This is a genomic window from uncultured Roseivirga sp. (assembly GCF_963973945.1).
Classification (GTDB): domain Bacteria; phylum Bacteroidota; class Bacteroidia; order Cytophagales; family Cyclobacteriaceae; genus Roseivirga.
This window is the reverse complement of sequence record NZ_CAXBBV010000007.1, coordinates 1-21,874: the sequence shown is the minus strand read 5'-3', so window position 1 is coordinate 21,874 and position 21,874 is coordinate 1. Positions and strand designations below refer to the sequence as shown.

The following is a 21,874-nucleotide window of genomic DNA, read 5'->3' as shown; positions in this document are numbered from 1 at the left end:
CTTTTCTATTTTGCCGTTGCTCTTCTTAGTCTATCATTAATGGCCCTGCCCAGCCCCTTTTCAGGAACATAGCTGACTACAATGGTATTAATACTTGGGTTTTCATCAAGTGTGCGTAAACTCCCAAATAAGTTTTTGGCAGCTTCATTCAGGCTTTCTGTTTCAGATAGTAATATCTGATTTTCTGCTTTAAAGCGATAATCTAGTTTACTGAACCCTAAAAAACCAAAAGTCGATAAGTCGTCAGTTTCTGAGTTCAAAGCATCTATAGCAATTATCCTCTTCTTCGGAGCATAATGACTTTTGAGCATTCCAGGTGCTTTGGGCTGAGATGATGAGTGCGAATTGACTTCAACCTTACCAATCACCCCTTCAATTTCTTCTATTGAAATTCCGCCCAATCGGAGAACCACTGGGAGTTCGTTTTCAAAGCTGACAATAGTTGATTCCACACCAACTCCACAGTCTCCTCCATCTAAAATGTAGTCAATTTTATCTCCTAACTGCTGCTGCACATGTTGGGCAGAGGTTGGACTGATATACCCAAAAGGGTTTGCGCTAGGGGCAGCCAAAGGAAAGTTTAGGCTTCTCAATAATTCTCTAGCGAGTTCATGACGGGGCATTCGAACCGCCACGGTATCGAGTCCAGCGGTTACCAAATCCGAAATGATTGCTTTCTTTTTTAACAGAATAGTAAGCGGCCCAGGCCAAAAGACACTCGTCAATTGAACCGCTTTTTTAGGCAATTCTTCAGTGAACTCACTTAGTCTTTCAAAACTATCCACATGTACAATAAGTGGATCGAAAGTAGGTCTATTTTTCGTTTTGAAAATTTTGGCTACGACATCAACATCTAAGGCATTCCCCGCCAAACCGTACACAGTTTCTGTAGGAATAGCCACTAAATCTCCTCGTTCTAGAATGGATTTAGCTGCATTAATATCGACTCCGATGATGGCCACTATTGCAAACAGTTTTGGCTGATGGCTTCTGAAGCACCTTCAAAATTCAGTGATTCGGCAGTAGATAAATAACTGCAACCGTCAGTTTTATTATCAAGTGCTAATTCGGCAAGGCCTAACCAATAATAAGCTTCACCATATTGCGGGTTCAATTCAATTGCTTTCTTGAAATCAAAAATGGCATCGTCTGAATTGTTAATTCTAAGCTCGGCTTTACCTTTATTCAAGTAAACCAATGGGTTATCTGCTTCAAATCTCAAAGCAAATTCGAAATCGAAAAGTGCTCGATCAAATTCTCCATATTTGAAAAGGATAGCTCCTCGATTAATATACAAGTCGGCTACATTGGGCTGAAGCAAAATCGCCTTGTCTAAATCGAGCATTGCTCCTTGGTCATCAGAAAGTAAACGTCTTGTATTTGAGCGATTATAAAAAGCTCTGTAATCGGTACTATTTACTCTTATGGCTTGGTTAAAAGTAGTCACAGATTCATCTAACTGACCAATTCTTAGCAAGGCTACTCCTTTGGCATTTAAGGCTAAATAATTATTGCCGTTTTTCTCAAGTGCCTTATTAAATGATTTAATGGCTTCGGCATAAGATTCTTGCCCCATCAAATTCCTTCCTTCTTCAACCAATTGTTCTTCGCTTTTTCCGCAAGAAGTTAAAACAAGCAAAAAAGTAAAACAGAAGATTCCCTTAAGTATAGATTTCATATCTGTGATTTAAGCCGCAAAGATACAAACCACAATTGTTTCTGAAAGGAATTACTCTCTAGTATAAATCACCTTTTGAGCTTTAATTTCACCGCGATACTCTAAACGAATGATATATACTCCGGGAGGAACGGGACTATTAGAGACATCGGTTCCATTCCAAAAAATTTCGTTCTCTCCTTGAAAACCTAAACCTAAAGCAATAGTCTTCACCAACTTCCCATTAGAGTTATATACCCGCGCCCTAACCGCATCGGTTTCAGGTAATGTATAACTAATCGCAATGTTATCTGTAAACGGGTTTGGAAATGCATTTTGAACAATCAAGCCGCTACCGCTCGGTATTACGGGCTCTGGAACTACACCTTGAATTTGACTTTGATAAAGTCCATTTCCGTGAGTAGCTATCACTATTTTGCCATCAGACCTACGGTAATCAAGCATATTCACAGGCACATTCCCAATAGACTGTTCACCTTCTTGTAACCAAATTGTATTCTCGCCATTTAAGGCCGTAGTACTAAAAAGACCAACACTTGTAGCTAAGTAGTATTCTGTGACTCCATCTGTTTTCGGAACAATTTCTACCCAACGTACTGAAGGGCCAGCTCCCATTCCCGTAGGGTCTTCTTCTAAATTTCCAGAAATTCCTTCAAAAGTTACACCTCCATCAGTTGACCTAAAAACACTCTTTATTTGGTAATTAGAAAAGACCACAACGATTTCATCAGCATTGGTTGGGTTTACTGCTATAGAGTTGACATAGCCTCCTGATGGTAAAATATCAGAAGTAATCTCAGTCACCGCATACCCGTCAGAATGAGCAAAATCCATTCTAAATACTTGCCCAGCTGAGGTGCCGTAATACAAAATATTCTCTTGATCGGAAGAAGTTTCTAATGCCGAAATAGAGCCAGAAGCAATTTCTGTTCTTTCTAGCCTCTCCCAGTTAACGTCAGTCTTCGTTTGTAAGCCAGAAGGGATTTGACTCAGGTTTCTATTTCTCCATAAAAAATCTCCTCCCGCGAAAAACATCCTATTTCCGTTATTATGATCCAACACATATGGGTTAATAAAAAGAATAGGCTGAGAAGGATCAGCGCCAGCGCCAGATGGGTCTACTCTGGCAAAGGAAGAGAGTGCAAAATTGCGGTTCAAAGTAAGACGATAAACTTGCCCATTTTGAAATGATGTATAGTAATTAAGCCCAAACCTTGTAGATGCTGTAAAGCCGCCATCTCCACCAATCAGGTTGATACCATTATTATTACCGCCAAAGGCAGAAAGAATAGTACCATTATCTTGTAGCCCACCGAAAGCAAAGTTGTCTGCAGGCGATTGGCTCATATTAACAGTATAGTATTGAGTTGTGATATAGCCGTTATTTAACGACTCGTAAACCACAGGACTTGCCAAGTTATTATTGGTCTTAAACAGTCCGCCATCATTGGCCGAAATCATAACATTAGGATTTGACGGCAAAAAAATCAAGTCATGCTGATCGGGATGATGATTTGGATAATTATTATCCCCTTCTTCATCTGGATTATAGCCACCTATCCATTGAACATTTTCCTTTGTAGCAAAGCCATCTGTAGATCGGTAAATATTTGTTCCACCAACAAACACTATATTTTCATCAGCTGGATGTACCCTTACAAATAAATCGTATGAGTTTTGAGAGTCAAAAGATTCAATTTCTTCATCCGTTCCATCAGGCAGGTTAACTGATCTATCATCGATAGCACCGGTGGAGTTATTATATCTGATTAGCCTATGCCCTTCGCTAGTGTCTGAAAGAAAGTAAACAATATTCGCGTTACTCAAGGAAGCACCTATTTCTGTCCGTCTATACACCCGGTTTGTGTAAGTAATAATCCTTGTCCAATTCACGCCATCAATCGATTTGTATATTCCAGCAACTGAAGATAATGTATTTGCATTGGTAGCATTGCTAAGCGTGGCATAGAAGACACCATTGTTCGCTCGATACACCTCAGTATAGAAGATGGCGGTAACATCATTTAAATCCACATTATTTCCAATTTCATATAACGAGTTACCCAAAACGGTAGCCCAAGTTTGACCGCCATCGGCAGAGCGCACGATTCCACCATAAATAGCTGCAATAATTTCGTCATTGACACTGTTGGGATTAATCGTAATATCCCATACGTACATAAAGGGTGAGTTAAATTTTTCTGGATTATTGACTTGGGTCGAAGGCAACGGAAGCCAGTTTAGTCCACCATCAGTCGATTTATAAATTCCATCCCCTCTAAAAGGTGCACCGGGAGATCGTGTTGAATTACCAACCAGTTCACCAGTACCATAGTACCAAACATTCTCTTTTCCTGGTCGTGTATCTTGAACAATACAGGTTACACTTTGCAACTGATCAGATTTTGTTGTTTTTGTCCAGCTCTGACCTCCATTTGAAGAGCGCCAAACGCCTCCAGAAACTCCTGCAGCAAGTATTATATTTTCATTTTGAACATCTATAGCTACGGCTCTTGTCCTACCTCCTACATTGTTCGGGCCTAGCGAACTCCATGTCAGTAAGCTGGGTGCATTTTTCGAGTCCGTGCCTGCGGCACGCATTCGCAAGCGATTCAAATTAGCTTTAAAAGCCAACTCTTGAGCAAATTGATTTTCCAGCTCACGAATATTGATTGGGATTTCGTCAGTTGAGGGATTGGCCAACATCTGGTGAATATATTCACCCCTCTGCTGTACATTCTCCCTTGAAAAAAACTCCGACCTTGCCTTAGGCGGATCTACTACGGTTTGATTATTCTTTGGCTCAGGTGTTGAAATAAACACTATAGCCACTATTACTGACAAGCCAATAAGACCCAGAAATGAAATAGATTTTTTGTTCACCTTCATCAATGATAAATATAGGGCACTCAAGCAATTTTATTGCATAGGAGCGTGGTTTTCAACTAAATAAATTGCTTTGTTTTGGCATACATACGCACTAAAGAGGACTCGTGACTTATCCTTTCCTTCAGGTTACTGAAATGAATCCACTTAAGATCGTTTGATTCATGGTTCAACTGCGGCACGGCTCTTTCTGGCGCTACGAGTAAAAACCGAACATCATAATGTTCGTGCTCAGGCACTCCTTTCCTTTCAGGAATGGTGTGGATGTCCAAATCAAATATTTGGTTTGAAGCGAAAACGAAATCTGAAATACCAGTTTCCTCCTCAGCTTCTTTTAAGGCCACTGCCCTCACGTTTTCATCGCCATCGGCATGACCGCCCGGCTGCAGCCATCTGTTCAATTTGGCATGATGTAGCAACAATATGGAGTCTCGCTTATGATTCAAAACCCAAGCAGAAGCCGTTATATGCCCCATTAGCAAAGATCGTTCAAAGCAATTTTCATAATTACTAAGCAGGCTTTCAAACCTAGGTTTGAAAGCCTGCTCTTCTTTGTATTCAGATTGGTATTCCTTAATTTCTATAAGGAGTTTTTGTCTTAAATTAAACTCCATCCGAAATTACAATATTGGCTTTGTTCAACTTCTTTTTCTCAAGCTTACTCACCATTTCTCCACCACCTGAGTTATCCATATCTCCTTTTCTAACCAATACGTAATAAGAAATGGCATCCAATTTCTTAAAAGTCACTTGTCCTTTGTTATTGGTTAACTGAGCATCTTGAACTGCATTTTTTTCGGCATTATAATCTGCTTGAGTTTTATAGATTGTTACCTTGGCTCCTTCCACTACATTACCAAGTTCATCTAAAATGGTAAGCTTAAGTTTGGTGTTAAAAATTTGGTCTGGTTGCTCAGAAGGCGTAAATAGGGTGCCAAAAATCAATGTTAGGGTAATCAATACAGATTTCATTCTTTTTAAATTAGAGGTTTCGGTCAAACAATTTTTCAATAAATACCTCGAAAGGTAAGGCCTCGGAATATAAACGATCTTGATAGACATTGGCCATCAATTTTATATAACTGGGCTTTCGATCGATCATAACGTATTCGATGAGAATATTGCCGTAAAGTTGGTTAGATTTTTTTTCTTCCAATTCTAAACCTTGAGGTTTCAAATACCATTTCTCGATTACCTCTTCATAAGATTCACGATCGATGATTCTACGGTCGTTTTGCGCCAACTTATACTCGAACTCAAGGGTTTTCTCTTTTAAATAATCGAACAAGTTTCTGAAGTCATCACTTGATATTTCATTGTCATAAGTAACCGCAAAGCCATTTGAATACTTGGTTTCTAGCAAGTGAATATTGAGTTTAGTTACAATACCTTTCTTTTTCAGATGGTAAGCATTATAGATTTCAGTCAGTAATTCAGTCTTTTTATTACTAGCCAACCACGATTGAAAGCTCTCAGATTCTTTACTGGTTCTTTCTAATGTTTCATGGACTAACTCAGCTGGGCCTTCGGCCTTCCCTTTAAAAATCTTATTATATATATCGTCAAAAAAACTCATAGTCAATATTTATGTATTCTTCCTGCCCTTTTCTAGCTTCCCAAATTCGTCAAACTTCAAAACTCCATGATCAACCAGTTCAGCTACAAGCGTTGTCAATACATTTTTGTTTTCAGGCGCTATGGCATTCACCAAACCATTAACATCAAATTCGGTAGATTGGTCTAATAGAGAGAAAATTTGTGTTTCATATTTTGCTCTCAGTTTTAGCTCTTCAGCCTTTCTTTTATTCTGAACGCAATTGTCGCAGACCAAGCAAGGATCATAATTCACCTCACCAAAATACTCTAGCAACTGTTGTGTTCGGCAGCGCTCTTCATTGTGTAAATAAGCAATTACTGATTCCATTTTTACGGTAATCAACTTGCGCCTGCTTTCAATCTGGTGATTATCAATTGGCAACTTATCGGCTGGATATTTTGGCATCAAAAACGATAACTGAGGCTGATCCTTTTGAGGAATATACTCAAGCACTTCTCGCTCATGTAGATGCTTCAGCATTTTTCGGCAGGCATCCACGGTAAGCCCTAAGTTGGCGGCCAAGTTATTTTCTTGGATGATGATTAAGTTGTTATAAACTTCTCCACCATAAAGTCGAAGAATGGCTTTAATCAGTGGATCAAACTGGGCGCTGGCAATCTGAAACTCATACATCAGCTTTTGGTTCAACCCAAACATCAACCGCGAAGGCTGATAGAAAGACTCACTCAATAAAATCGCTCCCTGGGACTCCAACACTTTAATGCCGTTGAAAATCTCCATCGGGTGTCGATCGAAGTTTTTTGAGAAGGTTTGGAAATCGAAATCGAAGCTGCCTTGCGGATGGCTGCCATTGGCCAACTGATAATAGTTACCCAACATTTGATATACCTCCCGTATCAATTTCACTTCGGGTAACGAATTTTTGGTCTTCTTTCGTAACTCCTCAATGTCCTTTTGGTGACAAATAATTACTGCAAAGGCCTTTTTCTCATCGCGCCCAGCCCTGCCTGCTTCTTGATAATAAGCCTCTAGGTTTCCGGGCAAATCCATATGAACCACTAACCGAACATCTGGTTTATCGATCCCCATTCCGAAGGCATTAGTAGAAACAATCACTTGTGTACGGTTGTGAATCCAATTTTCTTGTTTCAAGCTTCGCTCTTCATGCGTTAAGCCTGCATGATAAAAATCAGCACTGATGTGGCTTCTTTGTAACATTAGAGCCAATTCTTTGGCGTGTCTTCGGGTGCTTACATACACCACCGCAGATCCACGTACTCGATTCAATACCTCTAAAAGTTTTCTTTCCTTGTGTTCTTCAAACCGAACTGAATAGGAAAGATTCGCTCTGGCAAAACTCTTGGTAAATACCTTCTTGTTTCGGAATTCAAGCTTTTCCTGAATATCAGCTTTTACCTTTTCAGTTGCGGTTGCTGTCAAAGCCATAATTGGCGTTTCGGGCAGCAACTCACGTATGGCAGCGATTTCTAAGTAAGCAGGGCGGAAATCATAACCCCATTGCGAAATACAATGCGCTTCATCTACGGCAATTAAGTTAACCCCTCGTGTGTCGCGAACAATCTTGATTCGTTCTTGAAAAAGCTCGGTTTTCAACCTTTCAGGAGAAACATAAAGAAACTTGATGTCGGCATTGACACAGTTATCTAGGGCAAAATCAATCTCGCGTTTGGACATTCCTGCATGAAGAGATTCGGCAGAAATACCACGTTTTTTCAACTGATATACTTGATCTTTCATCAGGGCGATCAGCGGTGAAATCACCACACAGAGCCCTTCATTTACCAATGCAGGAACCTGAAAGCAAATGGATTTTCCTCCACCCGTAGGTAGCAAAGCAAGCACATCATTGCCTTCTAGCGAAGCATTGATAATATCTTCCTGCAAAGGCCTAAAGGCATTATAGCCCCAGTATTTTTTTAGAATGTTTAGCCCTTGGTTCATTAAGAGTGAAGATAAAGATTAATTCAAACTGTAGACTGCAAAGAACAGCAGTTTTGCGTTGGAGTTTATCAAAACTTCAAAAAAAGGAATTTAAGGGCTAAACGTTAAGTTTATCGCTCTCTATTCGGAACGTAAAGCGGTTACTGGGTTTTTAGTTGCGGCATTGATGGTTTGAATTCCAATGGTTAGTATGGCAACCAAAAATGTACATAAAAGAGCCAACGCGAAAACCAAGATTCCAATATCTGTTTTGTAGGCAAAGTCATTTAACCAGCCATTCAGCACCCAAAAAGCCAGAGGAACGGAAACTACGAAAGCGATGAGCACCAGCAGAGCAAAGCTCCGTGTGAGTTCTTTTACAATGCTAGAAACTGAAGCGCCCAATACTTTACGAATTCCAATTTCCTTAGTGCGCTGGGTAGTAATTAAAGAAGAGAGCCCCAACAAGCCCAAGGATGCAATGATAATCGCCACGATAGAAAAGGCTCCAATTGCTCCAGTTAATCGATCTTCATTTTCATAAAGTTGGGCAAATTGATCATCAAGAAAATAGTAATCGAAAGGCACGGAAGGAAGTACCCTTGCCCATTCCGCTTCGGCTAATTTTAACACATCTTGTGCTCTGCCCGACTGAATTCTGGCTACTGTAAAGCCGTGAATTGCGTTTTCTGGTTGTCGATAAAAGTGAATGATGGGCGCCACTTCATTGGCCAATGATTCAAAATTATAATCCTTAACCACCCCAATTACCTTCATTTTCCTACTTCCGAAGTTCAAATACTTTCCATCAATTCCTTCCCAACCGAAAGCATCAAAGGCGGATTGATTTACAATGGCAGCATTCGATTGATCGTCTTCACTGTTGGTTAAGAAATTTCTTCCTTCCGTAAATTCCATCTTCAAATTAGGGAAGAAATCATGATCTACATAAGTATAGCGCATGCGCAATCGCTGTTCAGGTGTAAAACCATCGGGTACCACAAAAGTAAAACGGCCCGGAAAGTTTCCAGGAACTGAAGCGGAAGCACTTAACGAAACTATGGCCGAATTTTGACTTAAGTTATTCCGCATGGAAGCCAATCCGTTTTGGCCTTCTTCCTCCCCAGGGAAATCCCTTTGATTGATAGGCAACACCAGCAAGTCAGCTTTATCAAAAGCCATGTCTTGGTTTTTCATGAACTTGACTTGCTTGTTCAATACCAGAGTGCCTACGATTAACAAAATCGAAAACATAAATTGCAGCACTACCAAAGTATTCCGAACAGCTTGACTCATTTTACTCGACTTGAGCACTTTTCCTTTTAAAGAATCTACACTTTTGAGGGAAGAAATGTACAAAGCAGGGTAGAGTCCAGAACCAATTCCAATTAACAAACCCAAGCCCACTAGCCCCAAAAGTAGCTCCATATTATTAGTAAAACTGAGGCTCAATTCTACATTATACATACTATTGAATTGCGGGAGCAACAGCAACGCCAAGGCCAAACCAATAATCAAGGAAAGAAATGAAATGCTCAAAGATTCAACCATATACTGCATGACCATTTCTCGCCTTAAGGCTCCCAGCACCTTTCTTACCCCTGCTTCTCTGGCCCTGTCCATGGAACGGGCAGTGGCCAAATTCATAAAGTTGATAGAGGCGATCACCACGATCACCAAAGCGACCACCAACAAAATATAAGCGTACCTACGGTTACCATTTAGTTGATCATATAAATCCAAAAGGTTGACCAATTTGAAGTCCGTTGTTTCGGCAGTTTGCTCATCCCAAATCTTAGCAATAAAGGGCTCAAAGCGTTGTTCTAAACCCTGAACATCTGTGCCCTTTTGCAGTAGCAGATAGGTTTCTAAAAATGAGGAGCCCCAATTCCCCGCCACACCCTCATATTCAGGATCGCTTTGGATTGGAAGTAATACATTAGGTTGCAGCCTACTATTGTAAGGTGGCTCTGCCAATACACCCGAAACGATGTAATCTTGTCCTAAACTGGCAATAGAAACCGTTTTTCCCATTGGATTCTCATTCGGGAAAAGTCGTTGCCCTACTTCTTCTGAAACCACAATGGAGTTCAAGTTCTCAAATACTTTATCTCTATTTCCAGCCTTAAGTTCAAAGTTGAAAATGGAAAGGAAGCTGTCATCAGTTAAAATTGCAGGTTCGTTGAAACGCTTTTCTCCCACTTGTAACCAAAGGGAGTTTTCCGCCACCCTAACTCCGCCAATTACTTCGGGGTATTCATCTTTGAGTGCGTCCAAAGTGGGTACCCAAGTGTCATAAGTATCTTGCGTTCCAGTAGGCGTAATCCGCTGTTTGTAGAGCAAATAAGTTTGATCGGCTTGTGTGTGCATTTTATCATAACTCAATTCGCCTTGGGCATAAAGCAAAATGAGAATGGCAGCCGTAATGCCTACCGATAAACCGAATATATTGATGAATGAGTAGCTTTTGTGGAGCATGAGATTTCTCATGGCAACCTTTGCGTAATTTTTTAACATGACCTTTTGAGTTTAAACCTATAGAAATGTAAGCGATAACTTATACTTCCAAAAGTTGGACAACACCAACTGCTTTATGGTTACACTCAATAGTCATAATTCTGTATTCAACTGATTTGAAAAAACAGCCAAACATCTACCAAACAATCTTTTTCTTATTCAAAAAAGCGGCAATTCCCTTTTGGCAGTCTTCAGAAGCGCGGGCTTTCGCATTCATTTCGGCAGCATAACTTAAGCCTTCTTCCACATCCATACTTTGCACAGCGGCAATCATTTGCTTGGTGAAAGCCATAGACTGACCTGAGTTTTTCTCTACCAACATTTGAGCAAAATTGGCCACTTCCATATCCAAGTCAATAGCCTCCACTACGGTGTTTACCAAGCCCATGGATTCGGCCAGTTCGGCTGGAATCAACTCACCAGTGAGCAATAGTGACTTCGCTTTTCCTTCTCCTATTTTCCGAAGCAAGAAAACCTTTACAATGGCCGGAATAAAACCGATGCGGACTTCAGTATAACCGAATTTGGCTTCGGGTACGGTGAATGAAAAATCGCAAACCGTAGCCAAACCACAACCGCCAGCGATAGCATGCCCCTGAATTTTGGCAATCACCACTTTAGGGTGTTGATAGATTTGTAAGAAAAGCTCTTTTAAATGATTTGAATCGGCCAGATTTTCTTCGAAGGTATTATTCTGAAGTTGCTGTAAATACGCCAAGTCGGCACCAGCGCAAAAGGAATCACCAGCGGCATCCAATACAATGACTTTTGCATTTTCATCTACTGCCGCCTGAGTGAATGCCTGCTTGAGTTGCGTAACCATTTCGGCATTTAGGGCATTCCTTTTTTCTGGTCGGTTAAGAGTAATGGTGGCAATGCGGTTGGCCACTTCGTATTTCACTAAAGTCATTTCTTCCATATTCTTGAATAATAGCCATCGCGATAGATGGAGTGCACTTTCAAATTTAGCGTTTCTGCCTGATTTGTGAGCTTATCGGCCAAGAACTTCCGATTTGATTTGTCGATAATTAATTCTTGAAACTCAAATTTGCCTTCTAAATCCTTTAGGTCGTAAACACTTTCATTTGAAAGAATGAGGCAGTCCACTTCCACTGGTCTTTCAAATTCAACCTTGATTTTTTGATTAAGTTTAAAAATTCGCTGGCCTTGAAAAACAATCAACTGATACCCATTAAAATCTTCGATCGCTAATTCTAATTCATCTTCGAAAGGTAGAAGGCTGCTGCCTGCTAATTGCCGCTTGGGTTCTAAATGGAATTGAATTCGATCTAAATTTTGTGAGAATGAAGTATCTGCCACCAGCTTACTTTTATTTCCCACCCTAAAATCCAATACGGATTCACCAGAAACATTTAATACGCTGAACTCTGCATTTCTGTATTCATTCCAATGATTCATTTGACTCAACACAAACAAAAGGCAAAAACTCAATGCCCACATTAAGTATTTGAATTGCCTTTCAGCCAATAAAATGATAAGCATTATAATGACTGCGTAAATCAGCCATGTTTCGCCTGTAGTTAAATGAATGCCATCTAAAGTACTGCCCGGAAGCCATCTTACCCAATGCACCAGCCAATTAACGATTTGAACAAAGGATTCTGTAAGCCAATTTACGGCTTCGCCCAAATAAGGAATTCCACCCAAGGCCAGTACCACCAAACCCAGAATAAGCATGGCAAAAGCGGCTGGGATTACGAACAAATTGGAGAATAGAAAATAGCTCGGAAATTGATGGAAATATAGAATACTCAAAGGGGCGGTCGCAATTTGAGCTGCTAAAGAAACACAACTTATTGCCCAAACCTTGTCAAGCCAAGTATTATGAATATCGAATAAGTTGTAAAACTTAGGTTGAAGGTATACGATGCCAAAAACAGCCAAATACGACAACTGAAAACCTACACTCATGATCAAATAGGGATTCCAGCAAAGCAGCACAAAAGCCGAAGCGGCCAGCGTATTATAAATGCTGCTGTTGGTGTTTTTCGCTTTAGCAATTGCAACAAACGAAAACATCGTCACGGCACGAAGCACAGAGGGAGAAAGGCCAGTAATGAATGCGTAGCACCATAAAAGCACAATACTGATCACCGCCATCCACCAGCGCCTTTTCCAAGTATTGAGTTTAAGCCGCTTAAAAATCAGTAGAATAATTCCGTAGATAATGCCCACATGCAAACCCGAAACGGCCAAAACATGCATAGCACCTGCTGCCGAAAATGAGGTTTGAAGTTCAGTATCCAACTCATCTTTCACCCCCAAAGTAATGGCCAACAAAACACCCCTAGCGTCAGGATCTGAAATTCTGGCTTTGAGTAATTCGGCACATTTATTCCTAATTTTAATCGAAGTCGCAACAGGCCATTTCCACCAAGGTAAATCATGGCCAAGCAATTGAAAATTCTCTCCGATAAATTGCTGATGGAAGATATTGTTATAGACCAAATAGTTCTTGAAGTTGAATTCGCCCGGATTGGCAGGTGCTTCTGTAAGGTTTGGTGAACCTTTGACCAATAAAATATCACCATACTGAAGGTTTGCACCCACCTCTTTACTTACATAAGCATTTACATAACCCGAAGCAGTTTGCCATTTTCCAGTGAGTACATCTGTAACCTTAAGCCGAACATTGATCGAGTTGGCCTTCACGGCTGGCTCTTCATATATCACCGCTCGGTACGCTTCAATTTCTTGGTTGATGTGAAGCAAATGGTCGGGTGAATTATCAACTCTATGTTCCTTCAACCGAAGAAATCCTGAGCAAAAAAGAATGACCAAAGCCAAAACAGAGAGCACATACTGAAAGCGCAACGAATTACGGAGCGCTAGAAAAACATAGATAATGAAAAGCGTAACAGGTAACCAAATCTTAATATCAATCCATTCATTATCATAATGGTAAACAACCACCCCAAGGATAAAGGCAGCAGAGAATCGAATAAATGGAAACGAATTAAAATTCACACAGTCAAAATAATTATTTATTTTATTACAATGAAGGGGTTGTGAATAATACTGACACCACTTATACCAAGTAAAGAAAGCATAACACTAAGGTTAAATTGATCAGGCAATCAATCTTTAAATTTGAACTGACTCATCGATCTAAACAATGAACCTGATTGAATACTTGCGTTCTGCTGATGACTATTCATTAGATAGAGTAGTAAAAGAAATCTACGTTGCTAAGGATCAGCAGATTTATCAACCTGGCCAACAGACCAATTCTATTTATGAAATTGTATCTGGCGCTGTAAAATTGGGCAGTTATGGAAGTCAAGGGCAAGATATTACTTATGATATTCTGAGCGCTCCAGACACCTTTGGAAATTTAAAATACTTGAATGGGCAGTTTTTTGAGTTCGCAAAAACGATAATCCCCTGCCGTTTGCGTGTCTATCAACTCGATTTTTTTAAGCGTATCATCGTAGAAGACCCCAAAGTTTCTGAGTGGTTTAATAAAAATGCAGTAAGACGATGGAGTATTGCTGAAGCACGCTTATTCAGTATTCGTTCGGCCAATAGTATTGAGCGACTGCAAGTAATTTACAATGATTTTGACAGGGAGGTTTTAGACTCGGAAAATAAAAAGCACCACCTTTTTTCATTGCTCACCAAACAAGAAATAGGTGATTTAACTGGCATGACACGTCAAACCGTAAGTCAGATCATTAAAAAATTAAAACCCACGAGGTTAAAGAAAACTGCCTAAAAACATCAGCAATAAAAAAAGGGATCGTCATGATCCCTCTTCTTATTCAACACTTCCTGCTAGCAAAGCAAACAAACCAGGGGCGATACTTACTTCTTTTCAATAATACCCGGAAACAAAACTCCATCAGGTGCTGTAAAGTCTAAGCCCAATAAAGTTGCGATTACAGGCGCTACATCTTCCAAGCCCATTTTGTGTACAAGTTTACCTTTAGTAACACCTGCGCCCCAAGCTACAAAACCAGTTTCAATCTGTTTGAAGTCTGGAAAATACCCGTGTGTTCCGCCTGAACCTCTTTTCAAATCATCGCCAGATGCTGAACCCGACATTGCCACGCCCGGTATAGGTGCTATAGCCAAAAGCGCATTTGGGTCGGCACCTACTTGAGCCAACTCTTCTTTCGATACTACTCTAAAAAGCTTTTTGGTTTTCTCAGGAAGGTCGTTTAAAATCTGCTTTACTTGATTTAAAGTTTTAGTGTCCTTGGGGTCTTTCAACATTAAAAACGCGGCTGCGCCAGAAGTGTGAAAAGCAGCTTTCCAGTTTCCTCGATCTTGGGCAGTAGACATTAAGCCTGCATTTGCCAACCAAACATTCGGGCTCAAAAGTGAATGTACATCCACAAAACCATGGTCTCCTGAAATGATAAAAGTGGTTTTATCTAGAATTCCAGCTCTTTCTGCGGCCTCCTTAATTTTACCTATCGCCCTATCGGCTGCGGCTACAGCAAAAGGCACCATTTCACCGTCTCTTCCGCCTTGGTGCTGAAAATGATCTGTACCGATTAAGTGTAGTGCAATGAAATTAGGCTTGTGCTTTTCCAACACATAAGCAGCCATTTCACCAGTTCTATCTTCTCTGTTGAAAAACTCACCATTAAAAGTGTTGTTATTCATTTTCCCTAAAACTTCTCTCTCTAGTTCTTCGAAAAAACCATTCGGAATGTCCTTATCCCGCATTGGCTCAATACGATCTGTTCCTTCTTTCAAATACCAGAATTCAGGAATATTATAATCGATAGGTGCATCTACGGAAACAGGCCAAATAAAGGCTGCTGATTTCATTCCTTTCGCTCGAACTGCGTCCCAAAGTGTTGGTACTTTAATTTGGTTTTCGTACCAATACCAAGCGCCCGTCTGGCCTTTTTCTTCGAATGGAGAGTTGTAGTAAATACCATGACGGGCAGGCTTAGCCCCAGTAATTAATGTAGTGTGCGATGGATAAGTTACCGAAGGGTAAACACCACGAACGCCTTCCGCTTTTGTTCCGTTTTCGGCCATCCATTTCATGTTTGGCGCAGGCCATTTGGCTTCCATGTAAAAATCGGGACGGAAACCGTCAATAGAGATCAAAACCACATGTTCTGACTGCTGGGCCTTTAAACTCAAGCCTAAAATCATTACTAAAACTATTGCTATATACTTTTTCATCTGTTTCTAATTTTAAAAGGAAAGAGCAGGCGCTTTCGCACCTACCCTTAGCATTAATCTATCTATTTTAAAATACCATTACTGGCCGAAAGTATAGCGTAAACCTAGCTGAACCCTCCATGGCGTTCCGCCAATTGGTTTGTTACCAGCTCCAGTTTGCACCGAGTAATCATAAGATTTAGCTACTTGATCAAAGCCTGTAATTCGCATTAACTCTAAGTTTCTGCTGTATTCATGGCTGTTCCCTTTTGAGCTATTTAAGAAGTTTGCGAAGTTGAATAGATCAGCAGAAAGTTCTAAGCCATGACCATTTGTTAACTTAATCTTCTTCAATAAACGAAGGTCGATGTTGGCATAGAAACCATTGACACCTGCGTTTCTTTCTGCAAAACGACCGAAGTTATCTTGTAGGTAGTCTTTGAAGTTTTGAGGCACATCAGGATTATTCAAAATATTCATGTAACCATCTTTAATAGCCTGTGGCGTATTTGCATCGTTGGGATCGAATATGTAAGCCTGATCGTTGGAAAGGTTAAAGTCTCCATTTGCACTTCTGTTGTTATTATCTACTACAAAGTTGAAAGGACTTCCGCCTGAACCCGTTATGGTAGCTCCTAAAACAAAACCATGGAAAGAAGGTGAAGCAGTGTTCACTACAAATTTCGAACGGAAGTTGTTGTCAGAATAACCGTAGTTCAAGTCTCTTGGATCGCCAGTAACTGGCAAGAAAGTAGAAGTGTTGGCTACACAGCAGTTGTAAGAAGAGTTATCCTTAGAGCTGTTTCTTGTATAGGAAATGTTAAAGTATCCATCCTTTCCTACTTGAGCAGATCCGGAAATGATAATGGCATGCTGCTTTACTTCACCGTCAGATTCCAATACTAATGCTCTACCTACTTGGTTCGAAATTCTACTGTTGGTCCAGTCAGTAATTCCGCTTGCGGTAATGGTATTCGCAGGCACAAACACTTCTCTACCTTCGTTGGTCACAAAGTATGGGTCTTTCGCCAAGTTGGCTTCCTGATAAACATAGTTATTGGTGGTTTTACTTGCCAAGTAGTTTACTGAAACAGAATACTTATCACCGAAGTAGTGCGTGTAATCAACGTTGAATTTAGCCGTGGTTGGCACTTCAAAATTGTCGCCTACTGCGTTAATGGTGCTGAATGGCACTTGGCCTGCTGGTACGCCAGGCACTGTGCTTGGATCATTTCTGTATGCGTTGAAATCAGGAGTTGGAACATCCGCACCCGTCACATCAATAGCCCCCAACAAGGTTCCAGAATTCTGAATGTTGTTTACCTGAGCATAGTAATGTGGCTGAGAGTTAAAGATACCTCCACCCAATTTGATGATGTCTGAATCTTTACCTCCAATATTCCATATCCCTTGTAACCTTGGCTGAATGTTGTCCAAATCTTGCGGACGGTTATCCGTTCTAATTCCTAATTCATTGAAAACAGTTTGGTTGAATTCTGCACCTTCAGTGAAGATTGTTCCATCCCATCTTACTCCAGCAATCACTTCCAAATCACGGTGTAGGCTAAATTCTGCTTGCGCGAAAAGAGATAAATCCAATACGGTTTGTTTTACAATTGGCAAACCTTGCAATGGCACTTCTCTGGCATAACGACTTGGCGTTAAGTTCTCGAAGTCATCAAGTGAATCGAAGAAGAAACGACCGTTTTGCTCATTTGAAAGTAAGGTCTCCAAATAAGTAATCATGTTGTCCGTTCCGAAAGTGAAATTCACATTTCCTCTAGACAAATAAGCCGTGTTGGTGAACTGGATCATGTTCTCCAAGTTAGTTTCAGGAGAATAACGCTGACCACCCAACTGAACAGTTCTGCTGGCCGAAGATCCATCAGGAAGTGTAGACTGCACATTTACAATCGCTCTGGGAATGTTTGAAGAAGGCAATTGCGAACTTGGGTTGTAAGCTCTTTCAGCATGCTGATATTGCAATTTGAATTCATTGGTTAAGTTGGCGTTGAATGCCGATCGCAATGAAACGCCCAAAGTGTTCTCTTGAGAATTGAAGTCAGAATAACTTTCGGCCAATTCAAAACTAGAGTTATCGCTAGTGCTAAATGGGTTTGTGTATTTATTATAGTTATTTCTAATCGTCAGTCTGTGAATGTTATTCAACTGCCAGTCAACACGGGCAAAGAAGGTACTTGCTTCAGACGAACGCTCAAATTGACCAACCTGCTGGTCATTGCTCAAGCCATATTTCGCTCTTGCTATTTGTAAATAACGGTCCAAATTGGCTTTGGTCAAGCCTGATCTGTTCTCGTCATCAGCAGTTTGAATGTCTGCAATAAAAAGTGGGTCGGTTGCTTCCTGTCTTTCGAACACTGCGAAAAAATGAACCTTATCCTTTACAATTGGCCCGCCTAAACTCACACCGTATTGTGTGTTATTGAAGTCAGCCGTTCTTGGGTTTTCTCTAATGTCAAGATCGTTCTGAAGCTTGTCGTTTCTATGGTATATAAAAGCACTTCCTTGTAAATCATTGGTACCAGACTTGGTTACCGCCTTAATAGCTCCACCACCTTGTCGGCCTTGCGTTACATCATAGTCATTGGTAGAAATTTCGAAAGTTCTAATCGCTTCTTGTGAAATGGTATATGGCCCCTGCCCGATTTCACCCGCAGTCAATGTATTCCTAGCGTTCAAACCGTCAATAGTAACACCTGTAGAGGTTCTTCTTTGTCCACCCAAGTTCAAGCTTCCTCCACCTTGTAATGGAGAAAGGCTTACCAAACGAGTAAAGTTTCTTCCTTCAGAAGGCAAGTTTTGAATTTGCTGCGTACTTACAATAGTCGCTTCTCCTTGTCTATCGATAGAAGAGCGGATTTGATCACCAGTTACCACAATGGTTTCCATTTCTGTAACCGCCTCAGATAATTCAAAGTTGATTTTTAATTGATCGCCTTGGTTGACCATAAAGCCTTCCTTCTTTTTTGAACCATAGCCCACAAAAGAAGCGGTGATCTCGTAAGGACCACCTAATGGCACCTGAATAAAGCGATATTCACCATTTGCATTGGTTACGGTACCTGTTTGAAAACCAGTAGCCGTGTTTTTTATAAGTACTGTTGCTCCTGGCAGTGTGCTGTTATCTGTAGCTGTGATAACCCCTTGAATTGTTGCATCAGTTGCTTGCGCTAGGGATTGAAAAACCGTGAAGGTCAACAATAGTAAGGCCATCCCCAGTTGCCTACTATTGATTTTGATTAGGTAGAATTTTAGTTTCATAGTGTTGTTTTTTGCACAAAACTATGGCTACCATTCTCGAGCAAATGTTAGATTTTAACATCTGCAAAAAGGTTAACAATACCCTAACCAGCCTACTGGTTAGTATTACATTTTCTTAATATTGGGGAAACAAAAGACTAAACTTTCTTCTGCATTTCGAAGTGCTCAATAGCAGCTTCTACGAATTTTTCGCCCACTTTCACAAAGCCATATTTAGTATACAATGGCATGGCAGTGAGCTGGGCATGGAGGTAAATTAAAGTGCCGGGTTTGGCAGCATTATTTTCAACATCAGCCAAAACCATTTGAACCAAACGCTTCCCTACCCCTTTACCTCTGTATTCTTCATACACAGCAAAACGCTCTAGTTTCACACCTTTTTTTGTGGCTCGGTAACGCGATGTCCCTGCTGGCTCTCCATTATAATAAGCAATAAAATGAGCGGAATCCGCATCGAATTCATCGAATTCCTCTTCGCGATCGCAAAGTTGTTCTTCAATAAACACTTTTTCACGGATGGCAAAAGCTTGATTAAGCTCTTCCTTATTCTCCACTTTTTTTACTCTTATCATTTTTTTCTTGATGTTTATCGTAAGCCGAAATTATCTCCTTTACCAATTTATGGCGCACCACATCTTTGGCATCTAAATCTACTCTTGCAATTCCTTTAACGCCACTCAAAATTTTAAGCGACTCTCCCAAACCCGACTTTTGATTTCGAGGTAAATCTATCTGAGATATATCTCCTGTAACAATTACCTTCGAGTTTGGCCCCATACGTGTCAAGAACATTTTCATTTGCATGGCCGTGGTATTCTGAGCTTCATCCAAAAGAATAAATGCATGATTCAGCGTTCTACCCCGCATATAAGCCAAAGGCGCTATTTCTATAACTCTGTTCTCCTGATAAAATTTTAGTTTTTCTGAAGGTATCATTTCATCTAAGGCATCGTAAATCGGCCTTAAATAAGGGTCAATTTTCTCCTTAAGATCTCCCGGAAGGAAACCCAAATTTTCACCTGCTTCAACCGCAGGGCGCGTAATGATGATTTTCTTTACCTCTTTGTTTTTTAAAGCTTGAACAGCCATGGCCACAGAAATGTAGGTTTTACCTGTACCAGCTGGCCCCACAGCAAAAACCAAATCATTTTCTTCAACCGCTTTCACCAATGCTTTTTGATTAGCTGTTTTAGGCTTAATGGTATTTCCTCTGTTACCATAAACCAAGACGCCTTCATCACTTTGCCCATTGATATACTCTGCTTCGCTCTTGATGTACGATTTCACATTGTCATGCGTCACCTTTCCATACTTATGGTAGTGCTGCACCAACGAGTTCAGAATATCATTGATTTGGATAATCTCAGATGCATTCCCTTGAATGAGAATCTCGTTACCTCTAGATACAATCTTGCTTTTAGGAAAAGCAGAGGCCACTTCTTTGATGTTCTCATTTGCCACGCCTAAAAAGTCGACCATGGCTATGTTTTCGAGTATAATTAATTTTTCTACCAAACGCTGAACTATGTTTTATTTGATTGATTAAGCCCCAAAAATTTCAATACTTTTGCTATTCACAAACTTAGAAATTTTAACCGAATAGTCTTTTATGGCCATTGTCACTTTAACTTCTGATTTTGGACACACCGACCATTACGTGGCCGCGTTAAAGGCCTCTTTGATTTCTAAGGACAATGCATTAAAACTTATTGACATTAGCCACGATATCGAACCTTTCGATATTGCCCATATGGCATTTGTGGTAAGTGCCGTGTTTAGAGATTTTCCCAAAGGCACTATTCACATGCTTAGCACTAACGTAGCACAAGCTAATCAAGATTCTTATTTAGCCGCTAAAATTGAAGATCATTTTTTTGTTGCCCCTGATAACGGAATATTAAGTTTGATCAGTGATAAAACTCCAGAAGCTATTGTAAAGTTATCCATTGACGATCATTCTACTTTTCCTCAGCGCGGTGTTCTGGCCGATTTTGTGCTGCGCTTGGCCACAAATGAAGACGTTTCCAATCTAGGTGAGGCCGTTACAGCATACACGCAACTGATGCTAAGAAAGCCTAGGGCTACCAAAAAAGAAATTTCTGGCCATGTCATTCGAGTGGATCGTTACGGCAACCTCATTACCAATATCAGTAAAGTGGATTTCGATATTCTCAGTAAAAACAGAAATTATAAACTGGTATTTGGAAGAGAATCTGCACCTAGTATTCATTCACAATATTACGATGTAGACCCTGGCGAAGTCTTCTTTGTATTCAATAGCCTGAACGTTTTGGAAATAGGAATCAATCAGGGGAATGCCTCTACACTTTTGGGGTTGAGCTACGACAGCCCAATTCTCATTCAATTTGAAGAATAATGTTAACAAGAATTGTAAGAATGACTTTTAAGGCTGAAGAAGTTGAAGCCTTTATCGAATTGTTCAATGAAACCAAAGACCGTATTCGTCATTTTGAAGGCTGCCAATATCTTGAGTTGATGCGAGATTATAATGATGACTGCGTTTTTGCTACTTACAGTCATTGGGAAAACGAAGAGGCGCTAAACCGCTATCGCCATTCGGAATTATTTGGCGAAGTATGGAAAGCCACCAAGGCTAAATTTGCCGCTAAACCCGTTGCTTTTTCGCTCAAAGGCTTTATTCAAGTAGACTAAAATTTACTGGCAGAAGCTATTGTTTCATAAAAAATCTTTACTCATTTTTGCAACCCCAATACAACACCTCCTCGGTGGATTCTCCAAAATATAGAGAAATCATTACAGAGGCTTTAATTTCAGGTGGCGGTCCCGAAGTTTCGGGAGGTAGCCGCTGAAGCAAACAAATGCCCAGGTGGCGGAATTGGTAGACG

Annotated in this window: 17 protein-coding genes; 3 read left to right on the top strand and 14 right to left on the bottom strand. The window is 40.4% G+C overall.

Annotated elements, in window-relative coordinates:
• Positions 1-5: 5 nt before the first annotated feature.
• The 10 genes from AAC026_RS12375 to AAC026_RS12330 all read right to left on the bottom strand — a co-directional run bounded on the left by AAC026_RS12375 (position 6) and on the right by AAC026_RS12330 (position 13,568).
• Positions 6-962 carry an L-threonylcarbamoyladenylate synthase gene (locus tag AAC026_RS12375; RefSeq protein WP_339698503.1) on the bottom strand — a complete coding sequence of 319 codons (957 nt, stop codon included), beginning with the start codon at positions 960-962 and terminating at the stop codon, positions 6-8.
• Entirely contained in the window at positions 962-1,678 is a 717-nt protein-coding gene (locus AAC026_RS12370; RefSeq protein ID WP_339698500.1) for a tetratricopeptide repeat protein, read from the bottom strand. Before AAC026_RS12370 ends, AAC026_RS12375 begins: the two co-directional genes overlap by 1 nt.
• Positions 1,679-1,729: 51 nt before the next feature.
• A complete protein-coding gene (locus tag AAC026_RS12365) occupies positions 1,730-4,567 on the bottom strand; it encodes a FlgD immunoglobulin-like domain containing protein (protein ID WP_339698497.1) in 2,838 nt (945 codons plus the stop codon).
• 56 nt (positions 4,568-4,623) lie between these two features.
• Positions 4,624-5,178, bottom strand: coding sequence for an NUDIX hydrolase (locus AAC026_RS12360; protein ID WP_339698495.1), 555 nt, complete (start codon positions 5,176-5,178; stop codon positions 4,624-4,626).
• The gene (locus AAC026_RS12355) at positions 5,168-5,536 is read right to left on the bottom strand and encodes a carboxypeptidase regulatory-like domain-containing protein (RefSeq protein ID WP_339698493.1); all 369 of its coding nucleotides are present in this window, start codon (positions 5,534-5,536) and stop codon (positions 5,168-5,170) included. Before AAC026_RS12355 ends, AAC026_RS12360 begins: the two co-directional genes overlap by 11 nt.
• A gap of 10 nt (positions 5,537-5,546) precedes the next feature.
• Positions 5,547-6,140, bottom strand: a complete 594-nt coding sequence (locus AAC026_RS12350) for a hypothetical protein (RefSeq protein WP_339698491.1) — start codon at positions 6,138-6,140, stop codon at positions 5,547-5,549.
• A gap of 9 nt (positions 6,141-6,149) precedes the next feature.
• Positions 6,150-8,084, bottom strand: coding sequence for an ATP-dependent DNA helicase RecQ (locus AAC026_RS12345; protein ID WP_339698488.1), 1,935 nt, complete (start codon positions 8,082-8,084; stop codon positions 6,150-6,152).
• 120 nt (positions 8,085-8,204) lie between these two features.
• Positions 8,205-10,580, bottom strand: a complete 2,376-nt coding sequence (locus AAC026_RS12340) for an ABC transporter permease (RefSeq protein WP_339698485.1) — start codon at positions 10,578-10,580, stop codon at positions 8,205-8,207.
• A 136-nt stretch (positions 10,581-10,716) separates the two neighbouring features.
• On the bottom strand, positions 10,717-11,490 hold the full coding sequence (locus AAC026_RS12335) for an enoyl-CoA hydratase-related protein (protein ID WP_339698911.1): 774 nt from the start codon (positions 11,488-11,490) through the stop codon (positions 10,717-10,719).
• Complete coding sequence (locus AAC026_RS12330) at positions 11,487-13,568, bottom strand: ComEC/Rec2 family competence protein (RefSeq protein ID WP_339698482.1); 2,082 nt, start codon at positions 13,566-13,568, stop codon at positions 11,487-11,489. The genes AAC026_RS12335 and AAC026_RS12330 overlap by 4 nt, the downstream gene beginning before the upstream one ends.
• A 148-nt stretch (positions 13,569-13,716) precedes the next feature.
• Between AAC026_RS12330 and AAC026_RS12325 the strand changes: the two genes are divergently transcribed.
• Complete coding sequence (locus AAC026_RS12325; protein WP_339698479.1) at positions 13,717-14,316, top strand: Crp/Fnr family transcriptional regulator; 600 nt, start codon at positions 13,717-13,719, stop codon at positions 14,314-14,316.
• Between the two features lie 89 nt (positions 14,317-14,405).
• Here AAC026_RS12325 and AAC026_RS12320 read toward each other — a convergent pair whose 3' ends face one another.
• The 4 genes from AAC026_RS12320 to AAC026_RS12305 all read right to left on the bottom strand — a co-directional run bounded on the left by AAC026_RS12320 (position 14,406) and on the right by AAC026_RS12305 (position 20,522).
• Positions 14,406-15,746, bottom strand: coding sequence for an ectonucleotide pyrophosphatase/phosphodiesterase (locus AAC026_RS12320; protein ID WP_339698477.1), 1,341 nt, complete (start codon positions 15,744-15,746; stop codon positions 14,406-14,408).
• 78 nt (positions 15,747-15,824) lie between these two features.
• Positions 15,825-19,007, bottom strand: a complete 3,183-nt coding sequence (locus AAC026_RS12315; RefSeq protein ID WP_339698474.1) for a carboxypeptidase regulatory-like domain-containing protein — start codon at positions 19,005-19,007, stop codon at positions 15,825-15,827.
• Between the two features lie 137 nt (positions 19,008-19,144).
• Positions 19,145-19,579: a GNAT family N-acetyltransferase gene (locus AAC026_RS12310; protein ID WP_339698471.1), complete on the bottom strand. Its 435-nt coding sequence runs from the start codon at positions 19,577-19,579 to the stop codon at positions 19,145-19,147.
• Positions 19,551-20,522 (bottom strand): PhoH family protein, encoded by a 972-nt coding sequence (locus AAC026_RS12305; protein WP_339698468.1) that lies wholly within the window; start codon positions 20,520-20,522, stop codon positions 19,551-19,553. The genes AAC026_RS12310 and AAC026_RS12305 overlap by 29 nt, the downstream gene beginning before the upstream one ends.
• A 94-nt stretch (positions 20,523-20,616) precedes the next feature.
• Between AAC026_RS12305 and AAC026_RS12300 the strand changes: the two genes are divergently transcribed.
• Positions 20,617-21,384 (top strand): SAM-dependent chlorinase/fluorinase, encoded by a 768-nt coding sequence (locus AAC026_RS12300; protein WP_339698465.1) that lies wholly within the window; start codon positions 20,617-20,619, stop codon positions 21,382-21,384.
• A complete protein-coding gene (locus AAC026_RS12295; protein ID WP_339698462.1) occupies positions 21,384-21,680 on the top strand; it encodes an antibiotic biosynthesis monooxygenase family protein in 297 nt (98 codons plus the stop codon). The genes AAC026_RS12300 and AAC026_RS12295 overlap by 1 nt, the downstream gene beginning before the upstream one ends.
• Positions 21,681-21,874 lie beyond the last annotated feature (194 nt).